At 72.6% G+C, this 13,747-nt stretch carries 18 protein-coding genes, 1 tRNA gene and 1 pseudogene; 3 read left to right on the top strand and 17 right to left on the bottom strand.

Annotated elements, in window-relative coordinates; genetic code table 11:
• Nucleotides 1-162: 162 nt before the first annotated feature.
• Genes phaE through FPV26_RS03880 form a run of 3 tightly spaced genes read left to right on the top strand, consistent with a single transcriptional unit; the run spans nt 163 to nt 2,709 of the window.
• Nucleotides 163-1,158, top strand: coding sequence for a class III poly(R)-hydroxyalkanoic acid synthase subunit PhaE (gene phaE, locus FPV26_RS03890; protein WP_147652405.1), 996 nt, complete (start codon nt 163-165; stop codon nt 1,156-1,158).
• A gap of 1 nt (nt 1,159) precedes the next feature.
• The gene (locus tag FPV26_RS03885) at nt 1,160-2,230 is read left to right on the top strand and encodes a class III poly(R)-hydroxyalkanoic acid synthase subunit PhaC (protein ID WP_147652404.1); all 1,071 of its coding nucleotides are present in this window, start codon (nt 1,160-1,162) and stop codon (nt 2,228-2,230) included.
• A gap of 44 nt (nt 2,231-2,274) precedes the next feature.
• Complete coding sequence (locus FPV26_RS03880) at nt 2,275-2,709, top strand: hypothetical protein (protein ID WP_147652473.1); 435 nt, start codon at nt 2,275-2,277, stop codon at nt 2,707-2,709.
• Nucleotides 2,710-2,944: 235 nt separating this feature from the next.
• On the opposite strand, the gene FPV26_RS12605 is transcribed toward FPV26_RS03880, so the two are convergent.
• The 17 genes and pseudogenes from FPV26_RS12605 to FPV26_RS03800 all read right to left on the bottom strand — a co-directional run bounded on the left by FPV26_RS12605 (nt 2,945) and on the right by FPV26_RS03800 (nt 13,734).
• On the bottom strand, nt 2,945-3,121 hold the full coding sequence (locus FPV26_RS12605; protein WP_181952546.1) for a hypothetical protein: 177 nt from the start codon (nt 3,119-3,121) through the stop codon (nt 2,945-2,947).
• Nucleotides 3,118-3,366, bottom strand: a pseudogene (locus FPV26_RS12960) (Txe/YoeB family addiction module toxin); the annotation flags it as partial. The gene FPV26_RS12605 and the pseudogene FPV26_RS12960, both read right to left, overlap by 4 nt.
• A 45-nt stretch (nt 3,367-3,411) precedes the next feature.
• Nucleotides 3,412-3,705: a hypothetical protein gene (locus FPV26_RS03870; protein WP_147652403.1), complete on the bottom strand. Its 294-nt coding sequence runs from the start codon at nt 3,703-3,705 to the stop codon at nt 3,412-3,414.
• Between the two features lie 215 nt (nt 3,706-3,920).
• A tRNA-Leu gene (locus tag FPV26_RS03865) sits at nt 3,921-4,006 on the bottom strand.
• 46 nt (nt 4,007-4,052) lie between these two features.
• Complete coding sequence (locus tag FPV26_RS03860) at nt 4,053-4,505, bottom strand: DUF2214 family protein (RefSeq protein WP_147652402.1); 453 nt, start codon at nt 4,503-4,505, stop codon at nt 4,053-4,055.
• A gap of 91 nt (nt 4,506-4,596) precedes the next feature.
• Nucleotides 4,597-5,202, bottom strand: a complete 606-nt coding sequence (locus tag FPV26_RS03855) for a cysteine dioxygenase family protein (protein WP_147652401.1) — start codon at nt 5,200-5,202, stop codon at nt 4,597-4,599.
• A gap of 169 nt (nt 5,203-5,371) precedes the next feature.
• Nucleotides 5,372-6,502, bottom strand: coding sequence for a homoserine O-acetyltransferase MetX (metX, locus tag FPV26_RS03850; protein ID WP_147652400.1), 1,131 nt, complete (start codon nt 6,500-6,502; stop codon nt 5,372-5,374).
• On the bottom strand, nt 6,499-7,509 hold the full coding sequence (locus FPV26_RS03845; protein ID WP_147652399.1) for a tetratricopeptide repeat protein: 1,011 nt from the start codon (nt 7,507-7,509) through the stop codon (nt 6,499-6,501). The genes metX and FPV26_RS03845 overlap by 4 nt, the downstream gene beginning before the upstream one ends.
• Nucleotides 7,509-7,955 (bottom strand): cytochrome c-type biogenesis protein, encoded by a 447-nt coding sequence (locus FPV26_RS03840; RefSeq protein WP_147652398.1) that lies wholly within the window; start codon nt 7,953-7,955, stop codon nt 7,509-7,511. Before FPV26_RS03840 ends, FPV26_RS03845 begins: the two co-directional genes overlap by 1 nt.
• A complete protein-coding gene (locus tag FPV26_RS03835; protein WP_147652397.1) occupies nt 7,952-8,497 on the bottom strand; it encodes a DsbE family thiol:disulfide interchange protein in 546 nt (181 codons plus the stop codon). The genes FPV26_RS03840 and FPV26_RS03835 overlap by 4 nt, the downstream gene beginning before the upstream one ends.
• Nucleotides 8,494-10,476 carry a heme lyase CcmF/NrfE family subunit gene (locus tag FPV26_RS03830; RefSeq protein ID WP_147652396.1) on the bottom strand — a complete coding sequence of 661 codons (1,983 nt, stop codon included), beginning with the start codon at nt 10,474-10,476 and terminating at the stop codon, nt 8,494-8,496. The genes FPV26_RS03835 and FPV26_RS03830 overlap by 4 nt, the downstream gene beginning before the upstream one ends.
• Nucleotides 10,477-10,502: 26 nt before the next feature.
• Nucleotides 10,503-10,970 (bottom strand): cytochrome c maturation protein CcmE, encoded by a 468-nt coding sequence (gene ccmE, locus FPV26_RS03825; protein WP_147652395.1) that lies wholly within the window; start codon nt 10,968-10,970, stop codon nt 10,503-10,505.
• Between the two features lie 10 nt (nt 10,971-10,980).
• Nucleotides 10,981-11,172, bottom strand: a complete 192-nt coding sequence (locus tag FPV26_RS03820; RefSeq protein ID WP_147652394.1) for a heme exporter protein CcmD — start codon at nt 11,170-11,172, stop codon at nt 10,981-10,983.
• Nucleotides 11,169-11,918, bottom strand: coding sequence for a heme ABC transporter permease (locus FPV26_RS03815; RefSeq protein WP_147652393.1), 750 nt, complete (start codon nt 11,916-11,918; stop codon nt 11,169-11,171). The genes FPV26_RS03820 and FPV26_RS03815 overlap by 4 nt, the downstream gene beginning before the upstream one ends.
• Before the next feature lie 27 nt (nt 11,919-11,945).
• Nucleotides 11,946-12,617: a heme exporter protein CcmB gene (ccmB, locus tag FPV26_RS03810; RefSeq protein WP_147652392.1), complete on the bottom strand. Its 672-nt coding sequence runs from the start codon at nt 12,615-12,617 to the stop codon at nt 11,946-11,948.
• Complete coding sequence (gene ccmA, locus FPV26_RS03805; RefSeq protein ID WP_147652391.1) at nt 12,614-13,252, bottom strand: heme ABC exporter ATP-binding protein CcmA; 639 nt, start codon at nt 13,250-13,252, stop codon at nt 12,614-12,616. The genes ccmB and ccmA overlap by 4 nt, the downstream gene beginning before the upstream one ends.
• On the bottom strand, nt 13,252-13,734 hold the full coding sequence (locus FPV26_RS03800; protein ID WP_147652390.1) for a DUF3293 domain-containing protein: 483 nt from the start codon (nt 13,732-13,734) through the stop codon (nt 13,252-13,254). The genes ccmA and FPV26_RS03800 overlap by 1 nt, the downstream gene beginning before the upstream one ends.
• Between the last annotated feature and the right edge of the window lie 13 nt (nt 13,735-13,747).

The following is a 13,747-nucleotide window of genomic DNA, read 5'->3' as shown; positions in this document are numbered from 1 at the left end:
GGAACGTGCCATGCGCGACACGATGGGCTCCCTGAGGCGATTGCGGTAGTGCGGCCGGCCGCCCCCAGCGTTCCACCCCCGGAACGACGGGCCGACCCCGCCCGCATGGCACTGCCACATTCAGCCCGCTAGCATGCGCGGACGGATGCAGGAGGCCGCACGATGACCAGCGGACAGCAACAGGATTTCGAGGCGCTCGCGCGCCAGTTCTGGAACGCGTGGGGCCAGACCCTGCGCAGCCAGGCCAGCGGCGAGGCGATCACCGCCGGGGTGCAGGCCTGGCACGAGGCGGTGGACTGGTGGACCCAGCTCGCCCGCAGCGGCCGGGCCGAGGCCAACGCCGCGGTGGAGCGCTTCAACACCCTGGCGCGCGACTGGTACGGCGCGGCGCAGCAGGTCTCGGCCCGGTTCGCCGGCCAGGAGGCGGGCGCGGCCGAGATCGCGCGGGCCTGGAAGCAGGCGCTGGGCGCGGTCGGTGAGAACCCGTTCCCGGAGATGTTCCGGAGCATGCGCGGCCAGGGCCAGCAGGGCCTGGACCAGTGGATGGAGGCGGTCTCGCCGTGGCTGGAGTCCTGGCAGCGCGAGACGCGCGGCCTGCTGGGCCTGCCCGCGTTCGGCTTCGCCCGCGAGCACCAGGAGCGCTGGCAGAAGCTCGCCCAGGCCCAGCTCGACTACCAGCAGCGCCTCAACGACTACAACGCGCTGATGCTGAAGGCGGGCCAGCGCGCATACGAGATCTTCGAGCTGCGCCTGGCCGGGCGCGGCGACGGCGCGCCGCGGATCGGTTCGGCGCGCGCGCTGTTCGACCTGTGGGTGGACGCGGTGGAGGAGGCCTGGGCCGAGGTCGCGCTCTCGCCCGAGTACCGCACGGTGTACGGCGCGCTGGTCAACGCGCAGATGCGCGTGCGCGCCGGCGTGCAGAAGGAAGTGGAGCTGTTGTGCGGCCAGTTCGGCATGCCCACCCGCACCGAGGTGGATGCCGCGCACCGCAAGATCACCGAACTGGAGCGCGAGGTGCGGCGCCTGCGCGAGGCGTTGCGCACGGCCGCGGACACGCCCGCGGCCGCCGGCGCGCGCAAGCCTGCCGCAGCACGCAAGACCGCCGCCGCGCCGGCCCGCAGGAAGGCCGCATCGTCCCGCACCGGGAAGGAGCACTGACATGGACACGCCGCTCGATCTCACCCCCGCCGCCCTCGCCGAGGAGGCATTGCACCTGCAGCGCAAGCTCGCCGCCGGACTGCAGACCCTGCGCGAGGTGGACGACGTGGACTACGGCGCCACACCGAAGGAGGCCGTCTGGCGCGACGGCAAAGTGGTGCTGTACCGCTACCGCGGCGAGCGCCCGCCCACCGCGAAGGTGCCGCTGCTGATCAGCTACGCGCTGGTCAACCGGCCGTACATGGTGGATCTGCAGGAGGATCGTTCGATCGTGCGCGGCCTGCTTGCGCGCGGCGAGGACGTGTACATCATTGACTGGGGCTACCCCGACCGCTCCGACCGCTTCCTCACCCTCGAGGACTACATCGAGCGCTTCCTCGGCGGCGCGGTGGACCACCTGCGCCAGGCGCACGGCCTGGACGCGATCAACCTGCTCGGCATCTGCCAGGGCGGCGCGTTCTCGCTCTGCTACGCCTCGCTCCACCCCGGGAAGATCCGCAACCTGGTCACGATGGTCACCCCGGTGGACTTCCACACCCCGGACAACATGCTCTCGCACTGGACGCGCGAGCTGGACGTGGACCTGTTCGTGGACACGCTCGGCAACGTGCCCGCCGACCTGATGAACTGGTGCTACCTCACCCTCAAGCCGGCGCGCCTGTTCGTGCAGAAGTACATGGGACTGGTGGACATCCTCGACGACCGCAAGGCGGTGGAGGACTTCCTGCGCATGGAGAAGTGGATCTTCGACTCGCCCGACCAGGCCGGCGAGGCGTTCCGGCAGTTCATCCGCGACTTCTACCAGCGCAACGGTTTCGTCAACGGCGGCATCCGCATCGGCGGGCGCGAGGTGCACCTGGGCATGATCGAGATGCCGGTGCTCAACATCTTCGCCGAGCAGGACCACCTGGTCCCGCCGTCCGCCTCGCGCGCGCTGCGCGGGCTGATCGGCACCGACGACTACACCGAGCTCAGCTTCCGCGGCGGCCACATCGGCATCTACGTCTCCGGCCGCGCGCAGAAGGAAGTGCCGCAGACCATCCACGATTGGCTCGCCGCGCGCGCGCCGTGACTGCGCCGGTGCGCGGATCGCGCGTCGCGCTGGCGCTGGCCGGCATGCTGTGGACGCTGCCGAACACCGCGCTCGGCCTGCTCGCGGGCGCGCTCGGGCTGGCGTTCGGCGCGCACGCGCAACTGCGCCGCCGCGAGCTGGCGCTGGTGTTCCAGCGCTGGCCCTGGGGGCCGGGCGGCGCGATCACCTTCGGCAACGTGATCCTGCACACCGGCCACAGCCTCGACACCGAGTGCGTGACCTACGCCCACCGCGCCGGCCACCGCCACGACCCCGCGATCCGCCTCGCCGACCACGAACGCGCGCACGTGTACCAGTACATGGCGCTCGGCCCGCTGTTCCTGCCGCTGTACCTGCTGTGCGGCGGCATCAGCGCCCGCAACCGCTTCGAACGCGCCGCCGACCGCTACGCCCTCACCGGGCGCGGATGGTGGCCCTGGGCCTCCGACGAGCGGCGCCCGGGACGCGCGCCCGGTTAACCGGTTCCTAACACCCGTCCGGGTATGGTGGCGGCGTCGGAGAAAAATCGGCACGGCCTGAAAACCGGTCGAAATCGCTCCGGCGAAGAAGGTCCAGTCCCCTCCGGGATCCACGACAATCCCGTGAGACTGGGCCTTCCTTTTTGTGCGGCGCGCAAACGATGACGCCCGCGCTGCCGCCGCGGGCAGACGATCCAGGGCACGAACAGCCACTCCCCTCGGCCGGGAGGAGGGCCTATTGCTCCGGCAACCGTTGGCGCTTCGAACGTCTGGTGTTGGCCCGCCGGATCTCCCTGTCGGTGACCAAGAACAGCCAGCGGAAGAAGGCGAGGGCAGGAGCGAGGTAGCCCCTCGGGGTTTCGCGGAGGCCCTGCGCCGCACCTTCGAGGAAGCCCTTGAAGAAGACCCTCATGGCTGACTCCTTTTTCTGCCAAGCCGGGCCACGAAGCGGTGTCGGCTTGGACGAGTTGTTGGCTGCTGCTCGTAGTGTGTCCACATTCGCAGCACCTTGACCACGCGTTCCGCTTCCAGCACCTGATGCACCAGCCGATGCTGGATGTTGATGCGGCGCGAGTAAGCCCCTGCCAGGTCGCCGACCAGTTTCTCGTAGGGGGGCGGTGTCTGGAACGGACCCTGGGCCAGGATCGCCAGCAGTGCCTGCGCCTTGGCAAACCGGGGGCAGCCAACACCTCCGTGATGCCGCTATGGCTCGTCACGTGCATGCGGGGCGGCCTCTCCGGTGGTGCCGGTCTGCGCCGCGAGATAGGCCTCGATGGTCGCGGCAGCGCGCTCGGCCTCTTCCACCGACGTGAACGGAAGGACCACGCCCTCCGGAGGCGGAGAACGCGTCACGCCGCCGACGTACAGGGTTTCGTGGAAGTGGGTCAGGGCCATGAACAGCACTTCGTCCGGGGTGGCCCTGAGCGCCGCGCACAGCGCGCGCATGTGCTCCGGCGACCAGCGGACGGTGTATTCGGCGGTGAACGGCGTTTTCATGGCATGTCTCCTCCGCGCCGAAGAGCGCGGTTCGCAAACACGACCATGAAACTCGCAAGTCAACGTACCACATCGGCAGCCGTGCGAAAAATGCCGCTTGCCGAGGCGGGCCGCTGATTTCCGTACCGCCGGGGCCAACGGCGCCACCGCGAGACTGGGCCTTCCTTTTTGCGCGGTCCAAAAACGACGACACCCGCGCGAGGGCGGGTGCGGGGTGGTGCCGGCGGAGAGACTCGAACTCTCACGATGTCGCCATCGGCGGATTTTGAGTCCGCTGCGTCTACCGTTCCGCCACGCCGGCAGCGGGGGGGGGCAGTATAGCGAACCCCGCCAGGCGGCTCGGTGCGTCAGAAGCCGCCGTGGCGCGCGGTCGCGGCGGCGAGGGCGAAGATCGCGCCGAGCAGGACCAGTTCGATGCGGACCATGCGGCGGGTGCGGGCGACCTCGTCGGGGGCGGGGCGCCAGGCGGGGTCGGTGCGCAGGGCCTTGCGCCAGCGCAGGAAGCGCAGGGTGGGGGCGATCGAGAGCAGGCCGACCAGCAGGAACACGCCGAGCTTGGCGTGGAACCAGGGGTTGTGCAGGTAGAAGTCGTCGCCCTTCACGCCCATGCCGACACGGGCGAAGCCCACGGCCAGCAGCGCGAGCGCGCTCAGGCCGTAGCCGGCGTCCAGCCGCGCCAGGCGCGGCACGGTGTCGGCGGCGAGCGGGCCGCGCAGCAGGACGGCTTCGGCCACGAGCATCGCGGCCAGGCCGAACACGAGCAGGTGGTGCAGGATGGCGAGGATGAGGTCGGTGAGCATGGGCGTCAGGTCGGCATGCGTGCCCGGCCCCGGCCTGCGCCGGGGTCGCGGGCGGATCGTGTCGGTAACGGCATGCGCGGCATGCGCGCGTTCAGGCCGCGGCGTCCACGGCGAGCGTGGCGGATTCGCGCACGTACCACTCGCCCGTCAACGGGGCGAACTTGGAGCAGCACTGCATCGGCGCCTGGTAGATGTGCAGCGAGACCGCTACCGCGTCGGGGCTGGCGTTGCGGATCAGGTGGTACTCGTGCGGCGGGATCAGGCTGCCGGCGCTGCCGGGGCCGGCGCGCATGCCGCCGGCGGCGCGGAAGCGGTAGCGCTCGCCGTCGCGCTCGAGCAGCTCGTACTGGACGATCTCCAGTTCGCCGTCCCACACCCCTTCCACGCACCACAGGCCGGAGTGGTCGTGCACCGGGGTGCCCTGGCCGGGGCCCCAGGTCATGGCCACCACGCTGTAGCCGTGGCGCGGGCTGCGGTACAGCTCGCGGCGGGCGTAGTGGTCGGCGATCGGCTCGTGCACGCAGGCCGGCAGTTGCACGTCGCGGTCGCGGATCAGCCGGCACAGGGCCGAGCGCAGGGCGGCGGTGACGGCGTGCTCGTCGCCGCAGGTCACGGCGGCGTCGAGGGCGGCCACCAGCTTGTCCCGGCCGGGGAAGTCCACGGGCGGCGGGCAGTCGCCCTCATGCGCGTTCGTCATGTCCATATGCCCGATTGTAGCGGGCGGGGCGCGGGATCGAAGCGGGGGCGGCCCCTCCCGGCCTCCCCCGCAAGCGGGGGAGGGGTCTCGAACTGCCCGGATCACGGCTGACGGTGCGGTGGCCTCCTCCACAAGCGGGGCAGGGGGTCGGGCACGGTGACCGGGTGGGTCAGAGGGTGTCCAGGAAGCCCTGCACCGCCGGCCCGAAGCGGGCGATGTCCACCAGGAAGGCGTCGTGCCCCTGGGGGGAGTCCAGCGGCAGGAAGCGGGCGTCCGCGCCGCCGGCGCGCAGGCCCTCGGCGATCTGCTCCTGCTGCTGCAGCGGGAACAGGATGTCGGTGTGTACGCCGATGGCCAGGGCGCGCTCGACCCGGATCCTGGCCAGGCCGCGCATCACCGCGTCCTCGTCCTGGCCGCCGCCGGCGTATTCGGCCAGGTCGAACCAGTCCATGGACCGGCTCAGGTACAGGTAGCAGTTGGGGTCGAAGCGGCGCACGAACCGGCGCGCGTGGCCTTCGAGATAGCTCTCGACCTCGAACTCCATGCCGAAGGGGTCGTCGCCGGGGCGGCGGTCGGAATCCAGCCGCACCCGGCCGAAGCGGCCGTCCCACTCCAGCGCCGAGCGGTAGGTGATCACGCCCAGCTTGCGCGCCATGCGCATGCCCGCTTCCGGGTAACGCGCGTCGTCGTAGCGGCCCTGGTTCCAGTTCGGGTCCAGGCGGATCGCCTCGCGCTGCAGCGAGCGGATCGCGATCGAGAACGGCAGCGCGCGCGGCGCGCCGGAGATGTTGATGTGGGCGCGCGCCGCGCCGGGGTGCAGCAGCAGGTAGGCGAGCGCGCTCATCCCGCCCATCGAGTTGCCGATCACGCAGGCCAGGCGTTCGATGCCCAGCCCGCGCACGGCTTCGAACGCGGCGTTGGCGATGTCCTCGATGGACAGCGGCGGGAAGTCGAGACGCCACGGCTCGCCGGTTTCGGGATTGATCGAGGCCGGCCCGCTCGAGCCCTTGCAGCTGCCGAGCGAGTTCACGCAGATCACGAACCAGCGCGTGGTGTCTATCGGCTTGCCGGGGCCGACCATCGCCTCCCACCAGCCTGGCTCGGGGTTGGCCGCGCTGGCCGCCGCGTGCGCGTCCGGCGACAGCCCGGTCAGGATCAGCACCGCGTTGTCGCGGGCGGGGCCGAGCACGCCCCAGGTCTCGTACGCCACGCGCCCGCCGCGCAGTGCGCCGCCGCGCTTCATCGGGAACGGCGAGGGCAGCTCGAAGAAGCGCGTGGCGGGCGGGATGAACTCGGTCATTCGCGGATCCTTGCAATGGTGAGTTCGACCGGCGCGGCGGCCGGCAGGCGCACGCGCACCGGTGGCGATTCGAGGTCGCCGGGCTGCGGCGTGGCGTCGCCGCTGCGCGAGACGCGGGCGACCACTTCGACTTCGGCCAGTGCGGACAGCCTGGCGGTCGGCATCGGGCTGTCGCGGTCATCGAGGCTCGCCTGGAGCGGCAGCTCGCGCAGGGTGCGGCGCTCGACCGCGACCGGCATCGGCGGGCCGGCGGCGGCGCGGGCGATCACGAACACGGTGGCGTCGTCGGGCAGGCGCGCGCGCGCGGCGAGGGCGGGATCGAGGCGCACCTGCACCGTCAGCGCGGGGGCGGCGGGCGTCGCCGCGGCGGCGGGCAGCGGCGGCAGGCCGGCGGCCTGGCGCGCGGCATCGATCTGCGGGCGCAGGCTGGCCGCGACCTGCGCGTCCACCTGCGGCAGCAGCGCTTCCCAGACCCGCGCGGCCTCGGCGTTGCGGCCGGCCTGGCGGTGGGCGATGCCGAGGAACCAGCGCGCGCGCTGGTGTGCGGGTTGCAGCGTGACCGCGCGCTCCAGCATCGCCACCGCGCGTGCGTCGAAGCGGCGCTCGGGGGCGGCCAGCGCGCGTGCCTGCGCGGCCTCGACCAGCACGTCGGGGTTGTCGGGCGCCAGTTCGGCGGCCTTGGCATAGGCCTCGCGCGCGGCTTCGGCGCGGCCTTGCGCGGTGTAGGCCTCGCCGAGCAGGCGCCAGCCGTCGGGCTGGCGCGGGTCGCGGGCGAGTTCGGATTCGAGCCGGGCGACGGCTTCCTCGAGCGTGTCCGGCGCCTCCAGCGCCTGCGCATCGAGCGCGGCGGGCGTGCCGACCAGGCGGTACAGCGCGGCCGCCGAGATCGCGAGGGCCGCGGCGATGCCGAGCGCCAGGCCGCGCGCGTTGCCGCGCCACAGCGGCGCCAGCAGCACGGCCGAGACGGCCAGGACGAGCGCGGCGGCGAGGACCAGGAACCCGGCCATCACCACTCCTGCGCGTCGTCGGCCGGCACCTGCGCGGCGCGGCTGCGCCGGCGCACGATCCGCACCAGGACCACGCCGCCGGCGAGCAGCAGCAGCCCCGGGCCGAGCCACAGCAGCCAGGTCGCGCCGCGCACCGGCGGCCGGTACAGCACGAACTCGCCGTAACGCGCGACCAGGTAGTCCTTGATCTCGGCGTCGGAACGGCCGCTGCGCATCAGCTCGAGCACCTCGCGCCGCAGGTCCACCGCGATCTGCGCGTTGGAGTCGGCCAGCGACTGGTTCTGGCACATCACGCAGCGCAGCTCGGAGACGAGGGCGTGGAAGCGGCGTTCCTCGGCCGCGTCCCGGAATGCCAGCGGCGCGGGATCCTTCACGACCTGCGCCGGGACCGGCGCGGACAGGGCCGCCAGCAGCGCCAGCAGGCAGGCGAGGAGCGGATGCCTCATCGCCCCTCCTCGATCCGTTCCAGCGCGGGGATCAGTTCCTCGGCCACGATCTCGTCGGTGAGCGCGCCGACGTGCTTCCATCGCACCACGCCGCGGGCGTCCACGAGGAAGGTCTCGGGCGCGCCGTAGATGCCCCAGTCGATCGCGGTCTGGCCTTCGAGGTCGGCGACCACCAGCCAGTAGGGATTGCCGAACTGCTCCAGCCAGCGCAGCGCGTCGGCGCGTTCGTCCTTCCAGTTGTAGCCGACCACGCGCACGCGCTTGCTCTCGGCGAAGCGGGTCAGCACCGGATGCTCGACCTGGCACTCCGGGCACCAGCTGCCCCAGACGTTGAGCACGAACGGCGCACCGCGCAGGTCGGCGAGGGTGACGGTGCGCTCCGGCTCGTGCAGCACCGGCAGGGCGAAGTCGGGGGCGGGCTTGCCGATCAGCGGCGAGGGCAGGGCCTCGCGGTTCGGGTCGCGGCTCAGCCACACGCCGGCGGCGAGCAGCACTGCGAGCGCGCCGAACACGGCGAGCGGCAGCCAGCGGCTGGTCTTCATGCGGGGGCTTCTCCTGGCGCGGCGTCGCGGCCGGCGATCGCGTCGGGACGGGAAGCGGGCGCGGCGACGGTGGCGCGCACGTTGCGGAAGCGGCGGTCGGCGGCGGTGACGAACCCGCCCAGCGCCATCAGCAGCGCGCCGAGCCAGATCCAGCGCACGAACGGCTTGACGTGCACGCGCACCGCCCAGGCGCCGTTGCCGAGCGGTTCGCCGAGGGCGACGTAGAGGTCGCGGGTGAAACCGGGCGCCAGGCCGGCCTCGGTCATCACCTGGCCGCCGACGTAGCGCCGCTTCTCCGGATGCAGCGTGACCACCGGCGCGCCGTCGCGCAGCACGGTCACGGTGCCGTAGTCGGACAGGTAGTTCGGGCCACGGCGCTGCTCGACGCCGTCGAAGCGGAACGCATAGCCGCCGAGTTCGATCCGCCCGCCGGGCGTCATCGCCAGCTCGCGCTGGGTGTTGAGCCCTTCCACCAGCAGCGCGCCGGCCAGGAACACCGCGATGCCCGCGTGCGCCAGGGTCATGCCCAGCATCTCGAGGGTGAAGCGGCCGCCCTGCGTGCGCAGCCGGCTCCAGACGAAGCGCAGGGTGCCGGCCGCGACCCAGGCCGCGCCGGCCACGCCCGCGGCCACCTTCCAGGGCGACTGCGGGGCCAGGAAGAACGCGGCCACGCCCAGCGCCAGCCCCAGGCCCAGCCACGGCAGCAGCAGCGCCAGCGGACGCGAGGCCTGCTCGCGCTGCCAGCGCGTCAGCGGCCCGAACGGCAGCAGCAGCACCAGCGGCGTCATCAGCACGAAGAACATCAGCGCGAAGTAGGGCGGGCCGACCGAGATCTTGCCCAGCTCCAGCGCGTCGGCGAGCAGCGGGTACAGGGTGCCGAGCAGGACCATCGCGCAGGCGGTGGTCAGCAGCAGGTTGTTGGCCAGCAGCAGGGTCTCGCGCGAGGTGGCGGCGAACGGCGCACCGTCGTCGTCGGCCGGCGCGCGCAGCGCGTACAGCAGCAGCGAGCCGCCGACGACCAGGCCCAGGAACACCAGGATGAACACGCCGCGCGCCGGGTCGGCCGCGAACGCGTGCACGCTGGTGAGCACGCCCGAGCGCACCAGGAAGGTGCCGAGCAGCGAGAGCGAGAAGGCCGCGATCGCCAGCAGCAGGGTCCAGCTGCGGAACGAGCCGCGCTTCTCGGTGACCGCCTGCGAGTGCAGCAGCGCCGCACCGGCGAGCCAGGGCATGAAGCTCGCGTTCTCGACCGGATCCCAGAACCACCAGCCGCCCCAGCCGAGTTCGTAGTAGGCCCACCACGAGCCGAGCGCGATGCCGATGGTGAGGAACGCCCAGGCGACGTTGGTCCACGGCCGCGTCCAGCGCAGCCAGCGCGCGTCCACGCGGCCGTCGAGCAGCGCCGCGATCGAGAACGCGAATGGCACCGAGAACCCGACATAGCCCATGTACAGCATCGGCGGGTGCAGGATCATGCCCGGGTCCTGCAGCAGCGGGTTGAGGTCGCGCCCTTCGGCAGCGGCCGGCAGCAGGCGTTCGAACGGATTGCTGGTGAAGATCAGGAAGGCCAGGAAGCCCGCGCTCACCAGCCCCATCACCCCGAGCACGCGCGCGACCACCTCCGGCGGCAGCCGGCGCGAGAAGCGCGCCACCGCCGCAGTCCACAGCGCCAGGGTCAGCACCCACAGCAGCAGCGAGCCTTCGTGCGCGCCCCACACCGCGGTGTAGCGGTAGATCACCGGCAGCAGCGAGTTGCTGTTCTCGGCCACGTAGCGCAGCGAGAAGTCCTGGACCACGAAGCCGTGGGTGAGGATCGCGAATGCGAGCCCGACCAGCGCCAGTTGCAGGTAGGCGCCCGGACGGGCCAGCGCCATCCAGGGGCCGATGCCGCGCTGCGCGCCGGCGAGCGGCAGCGCCGCCTGCAGCAGCGCCGCCAGCAGGGCGAGGATCAGGGCGAGTTGGCCGAGTTCGGGCAGCAAGGCGATGGGGCGTCCGGTGGCGGGCGTCAGGGCTCGGCGGCGTCCTGCGCCGGCACCTGCACGTTGTGCTTGCGGTGCGCGACGCCCATCTTGTCCGCCACTTCCTTCGGCATGTAGGTCTCGTCGTGCTTGGCCAGCACCTGCTCGGCCACGAACACGCCGTCCCGCATGCGGCCGGTGGCGACCACCGCCTGCTTCTCGCGGAACAGGTCGGGCAGGATGCCGGTGTACACCACCGGCAGGCGCGCGTCGCCGTCGTCCACCTCGAAATGCACTTCGAGCGAACCCGGCTCGCGCCGGAACGACCCCTCCGCGACCATGCCGCCGAGGCGGAAGCGCGCCTGGCCGCCGGCCTCGCCGCGCAGCACCTCGCTCGGCGTGTACAGGTAGGCGACGTTGCGCTGCAGGGCGAGGGCGACCAGCGCGGTGGCGACCGCGGCAGCCACGGCCAGCGCGAGGATCAGGAACAGGCGGCGTTTGCGGGTCGGGTGCATCGTGTCGTCGTCACATCGCGTTCCGGTCGTGGCCGGCGACGCGTTCCAGCGTGGGGACGGCCGGGCGTGCGGCCGCGCGCGCCGCGCGCAACCGCGCCGTGCGCAGCTGCTGCCGGATCTGCAGGCGCGGGGCGAGATAATCCCACGCCAGCACCAGCACGAACACCGCGTAGGCGGCCACGACGTATTCCAGGTAGCTCATCGCCGCCCCTCCGCGTGCCGCAGCACCCAGTCCTTGCCGGCTTCGCGGCGCAGGTTGTCGGCGCGCGCCCGGGCCAGCAGCGAGCCGACGAACCACAGCTTGGTGCCCACCACCATCGCGACCAGCGGCGGGAGCATGCTCGGGTCCATCGAGGACTCGCCGAACACGCGGATCGTCTGGCCCTGGTGCAGCGAGTTCCACCACACCACCGAGTAGCGGATCACCGGCAGCAGCGCCACGCCCACGATCGCCAGCAGCCCGGCGGCGCGCGCGGCCTGGCGGCGGTCGTCAATGGCGTTGTACAGGCCGATCACGCCCAGGTAGAGGAACAGCAGGATCAGTTCGGTGGTCAGGCGCGGATCCCAGTCCCACCAGGTGCCCCACATCGGCTTGCCCCAGATCGAGCCGGTGGCGAGCGTGATCACGGTGAAGGCGGCGCCGATCGGGGCGCAGGCCATCGCCAGGATCTCGCACAGCTTGATCCGCCAGATCAGGGCGATGGCCGCATACAGCGCCATCAGCGCGAACACGAACAGGCTCATCCACGCGCTCGGCACGTGGATGTAGAGGATGCGGAAGCTGTCGCCCTGCTGGTAGTCGGGCGGAACCTGGAACAGCGCGCTCCAGGTGCCGTAGGCCATCACCAGCAGGCCGAGCGCGTACGCCACCGGCGCCCAGCGCGCGGCGAAGCGGTCGAAGTAGGGCGGCGAGCCGAGTTGGTGGAACCAGCGCAGGAGGGGATTCATCGGTCGGTCTTCGGTCCCGGCGCGGCCTCAGTTCAGGGCGATCCGGATCGCGGCGGCAGCGGCGAGCGGGGCCAGCACCAGCGCCACCGCCAGGCCCGCGCCCAGCAGCAGCAGCGCGCCGGTGGCATCCAGCCCCTGGGCCGCGGCCGCCACGCTGCCGGCGCCGAACACCAGCACCGGCACGTACAGGGGCAGGGCGAGCAGCGCGACAAGGATACCGGAGCGGCGCATGCCCACGGTCAACGCCGCCACGACGGCGCCGAGCAGGCTCAGCAGCGGCGTGCCCAGCGCCAGCGAGGCCAGCAGCACCGGCAGCTGCGCCGGCGGCAGGTGCAACAGCTCGCCGAGCAGCGGCGCGGCCAGCAGCAGCGGCAGGGCGGTGGTGGCCCAGTGCATGAAGGTGCGCACCAGCACCAGCCAGGCCAGCGGCACCGGGGCCAGCATCCATTGCTCCAGCGAGCCGTCCTCGGCATCGCCGCGGAACAGGGTGTCCAGGGCCAGCAGGCCGGCCAGCAGCACCGCCAGCCACAGCACCGCCGAGGCGACCTTGCCCAGCGCCTGCGGTTCGCCGCCCAGCGCGAGCGCGAACAGCACCACCACCAGCACCGCGAACAGCACCGGCTGCAGGGCGTCGCCGCGCCGGCGCCAGAGCAGGCGCAGGTCGCGGGCGAGCAGGGCGCGGGCGGCGGAGGCCATCATGCGCGCCGCTCCAGGACCAGCATCCGGGTCCGCACCGGCGGCGCCGCGTAGGCGCCGTGGGTGGTCAGCAGGGCCGCGCCGCCGGCGCGCAGGTGCGCCTGGACCATGCGGTTGACCAGGGTGATGCCTTCCAGGTCGAGGTTGGCGTAGGGCTCGTCGAGCAGCCACAGCGGTGCCGGCGAGAGCCACAGCCGGGCCAGCGACAGCCGCTTCCTCTGCCCGGCCGAGAGCTGGCGGGCGAGAGTGTCCTCGTAGCCGGCCAGGCCGACGATGGCCAGCGCGTCGGCCGGTAACTGTCCGCGCCGGCGCCCGTGCAGGCCGCACAGGAAATGCAGGTTCTCGAGCGCGGTCAGGTCCGCCTTCAGCGCCGGCAGGTGGCCGAGGTAGGCCATCGCGCGCGCGCGCAGCGAGGCTTGCGCGGCGCGGCCGTCCACGGCCACGTCGCCGGCCTCGGCAGGCAGCAGGCCGGCCAGCACCCGCAGCAGGGTGGTCTTGCCGGCGCCGTTGTCGCCCTGCACCAGCAGGGCCTCGCCCGCGTGCACATCGAAGTCGAGCGGGCCGAACACCGGCTGCTCGTTGCGGGAGAAGCGCAGCCCGTGTGCGGCCAGCAGGGGCGGGGCGGCGGTCTCGGCCATCACGCCCCGACCCAGTCCACCCATGGGTGCGAGCCGCTGCCCGCGGGCGGGTGGGCGTACATCCGCAGCCGCACCGGCCCGCCGCGGACGGCGTAGAGCGTGCTGAGCTGGCCGAAGCGGCGGGCGAGGGCGTCGAACTCCGGGAGCGGGATGCCGGCCACCAGCCAGCCCGGCTCGCGCCAGGTGCGGTTGCGGGCCCGGGCGAAGGCGGGACGGTGCGGCCAGCCGCCGGCGTCGAGCAGCGCCCGCAGTTCGTCGTCGGCGCGCCGGTTGATCGCTTCCGGACGTTCGACCGAATGCGGGTTCCAGGCCGTGAGCAGGCCGAAGCCCGGCGCCTGGGGGTATTCGGCCTCCAGCACCGGCGCCGGCTCGCCCAGCGCGAACACGTGCCAATGCCCGCCCCGCTCCCAGCGGTAGTCCGCGGCGAGATAGGCGTGCAGGAGGGCGACAAGGCGTGCGTCGGCGTCGTGGCTGGGGATCACGCGGGGGCCGTGC

Source organism: Vulcaniibacterium gelatinicum, assembly GCF_008033445.1.
Lineage (GTDB): Bacteria > Pseudomonadota > Gammaproteobacteria > Xanthomonadales > Xanthomonadaceae > Vulcaniibacterium_B > Vulcaniibacterium_B gelatinicum.
Note: the sequence above shows the minus strand (reverse complement) of the source record. Positions and strands in the feature narration are given on the sequence as shown.

Coding starts and splice junctions, on each gene's coding strand:
- FPV26_RS03815 (WP_147652393.1), bottom strand. CDS start 11,918: ATGAATCCCCTCCTGCGCTGGTTCCACCAACTCGGCTCGCCGCCCTAC.
- FPV26_RS03885 (WP_147652404.1), top strand. CDS start 1,160: ATGGACACGCCGCTCGATCTCACCCCCGCCGCCCTCGCCGAGGAGGCA.
- FPV26_RS03860 (WP_147652402.1), bottom strand. CDS start 4,505: ATGCTCACCGACCTCATCCTCGCCATCCTGCACCACCTGCTCGTGTTC.
- ccmB (WP_147652392.1), bottom strand. CDS start 12,617: ATGATGGCCTCCGCCGCCCGCGCCCTGCTCGCCCGCGACCTGCGCCTG.
- FPV26_RS03835 (WP_147652397.1), bottom strand. CDS start 8,497: ATGAAGACCAGCCGCTGGCTGCCGCTCGCCGTGTTCGGCGCGCTCGCA.
- FPV26_RS03870 (WP_147652403.1), bottom strand. CDS start 3,705: ATGAAAACGCCGTTCACCGCCGAATACACCGTCCGCTGGTCGCCGGAG.
- FPV26_RS03845 (WP_147652399.1), bottom strand. CDS start 7,509: ATGGCCGGGTTCCTGGTCCTCGCCGCCGCGCTCGTCCTGGCCGTCTCG.
- FPV26_RS03880 (WP_147652473.1), top strand. CDS start 2,275: ATGCTGTGGACGCTGCCGAACACCGCGCTCGGCCTGCTCGCGGGCGCG.
- metX (WP_147652400.1), bottom strand. CDS start 6,502: ATGACCGAGTTCATCCCGCCCGCCACGCGCTTCTTCGAGCTGCCCTCG.
- ccmA (WP_147652391.1), bottom strand. CDS start 13,252: ATGGCCGAGACCGCCGCCCCGCCCCTGCTGGCCGCACACGGGCTGCGC.
- FPV26_RS12605 (WP_181952546.1), bottom strand. CDS start 3,121: ATGAGGGTCTTCTTCAAGGGCTTCCTCGAAGGTGCGGCGCAGGGCCTC.
- phaE (WP_147652405.1), top strand. CDS start 163: ATGACCAGCGGACAGCAACAGGATTTCGAGGCGCTCGCGCGCCAGTTC.
- ccmE (WP_147652395.1), bottom strand. CDS start 10,970: ATGCACCCGACCCGCAAACGCCGCCTGTTCCTGATCCTCGCGCTGGCC.
- FPV26_RS03840 (WP_147652398.1), bottom strand. CDS start 7,955: ATGAGGCATCCGCTCCTCGCCTGCCTGCTGGCGCTGCTGGCGGCCCTG.
- FPV26_RS03855 (WP_147652401.1), bottom strand. CDS start 5,202: ATGACGAACGCGCATGAGGGCGACTGCCCGCCGCCCGTGGACTTCCCC.
- FPV26_RS03820 (WP_147652394.1), bottom strand. CDS start 11,172: ATGAGCTACCTGGAATACGTCGTGGCCGCCTACGCGGTGTTCGTGCTG.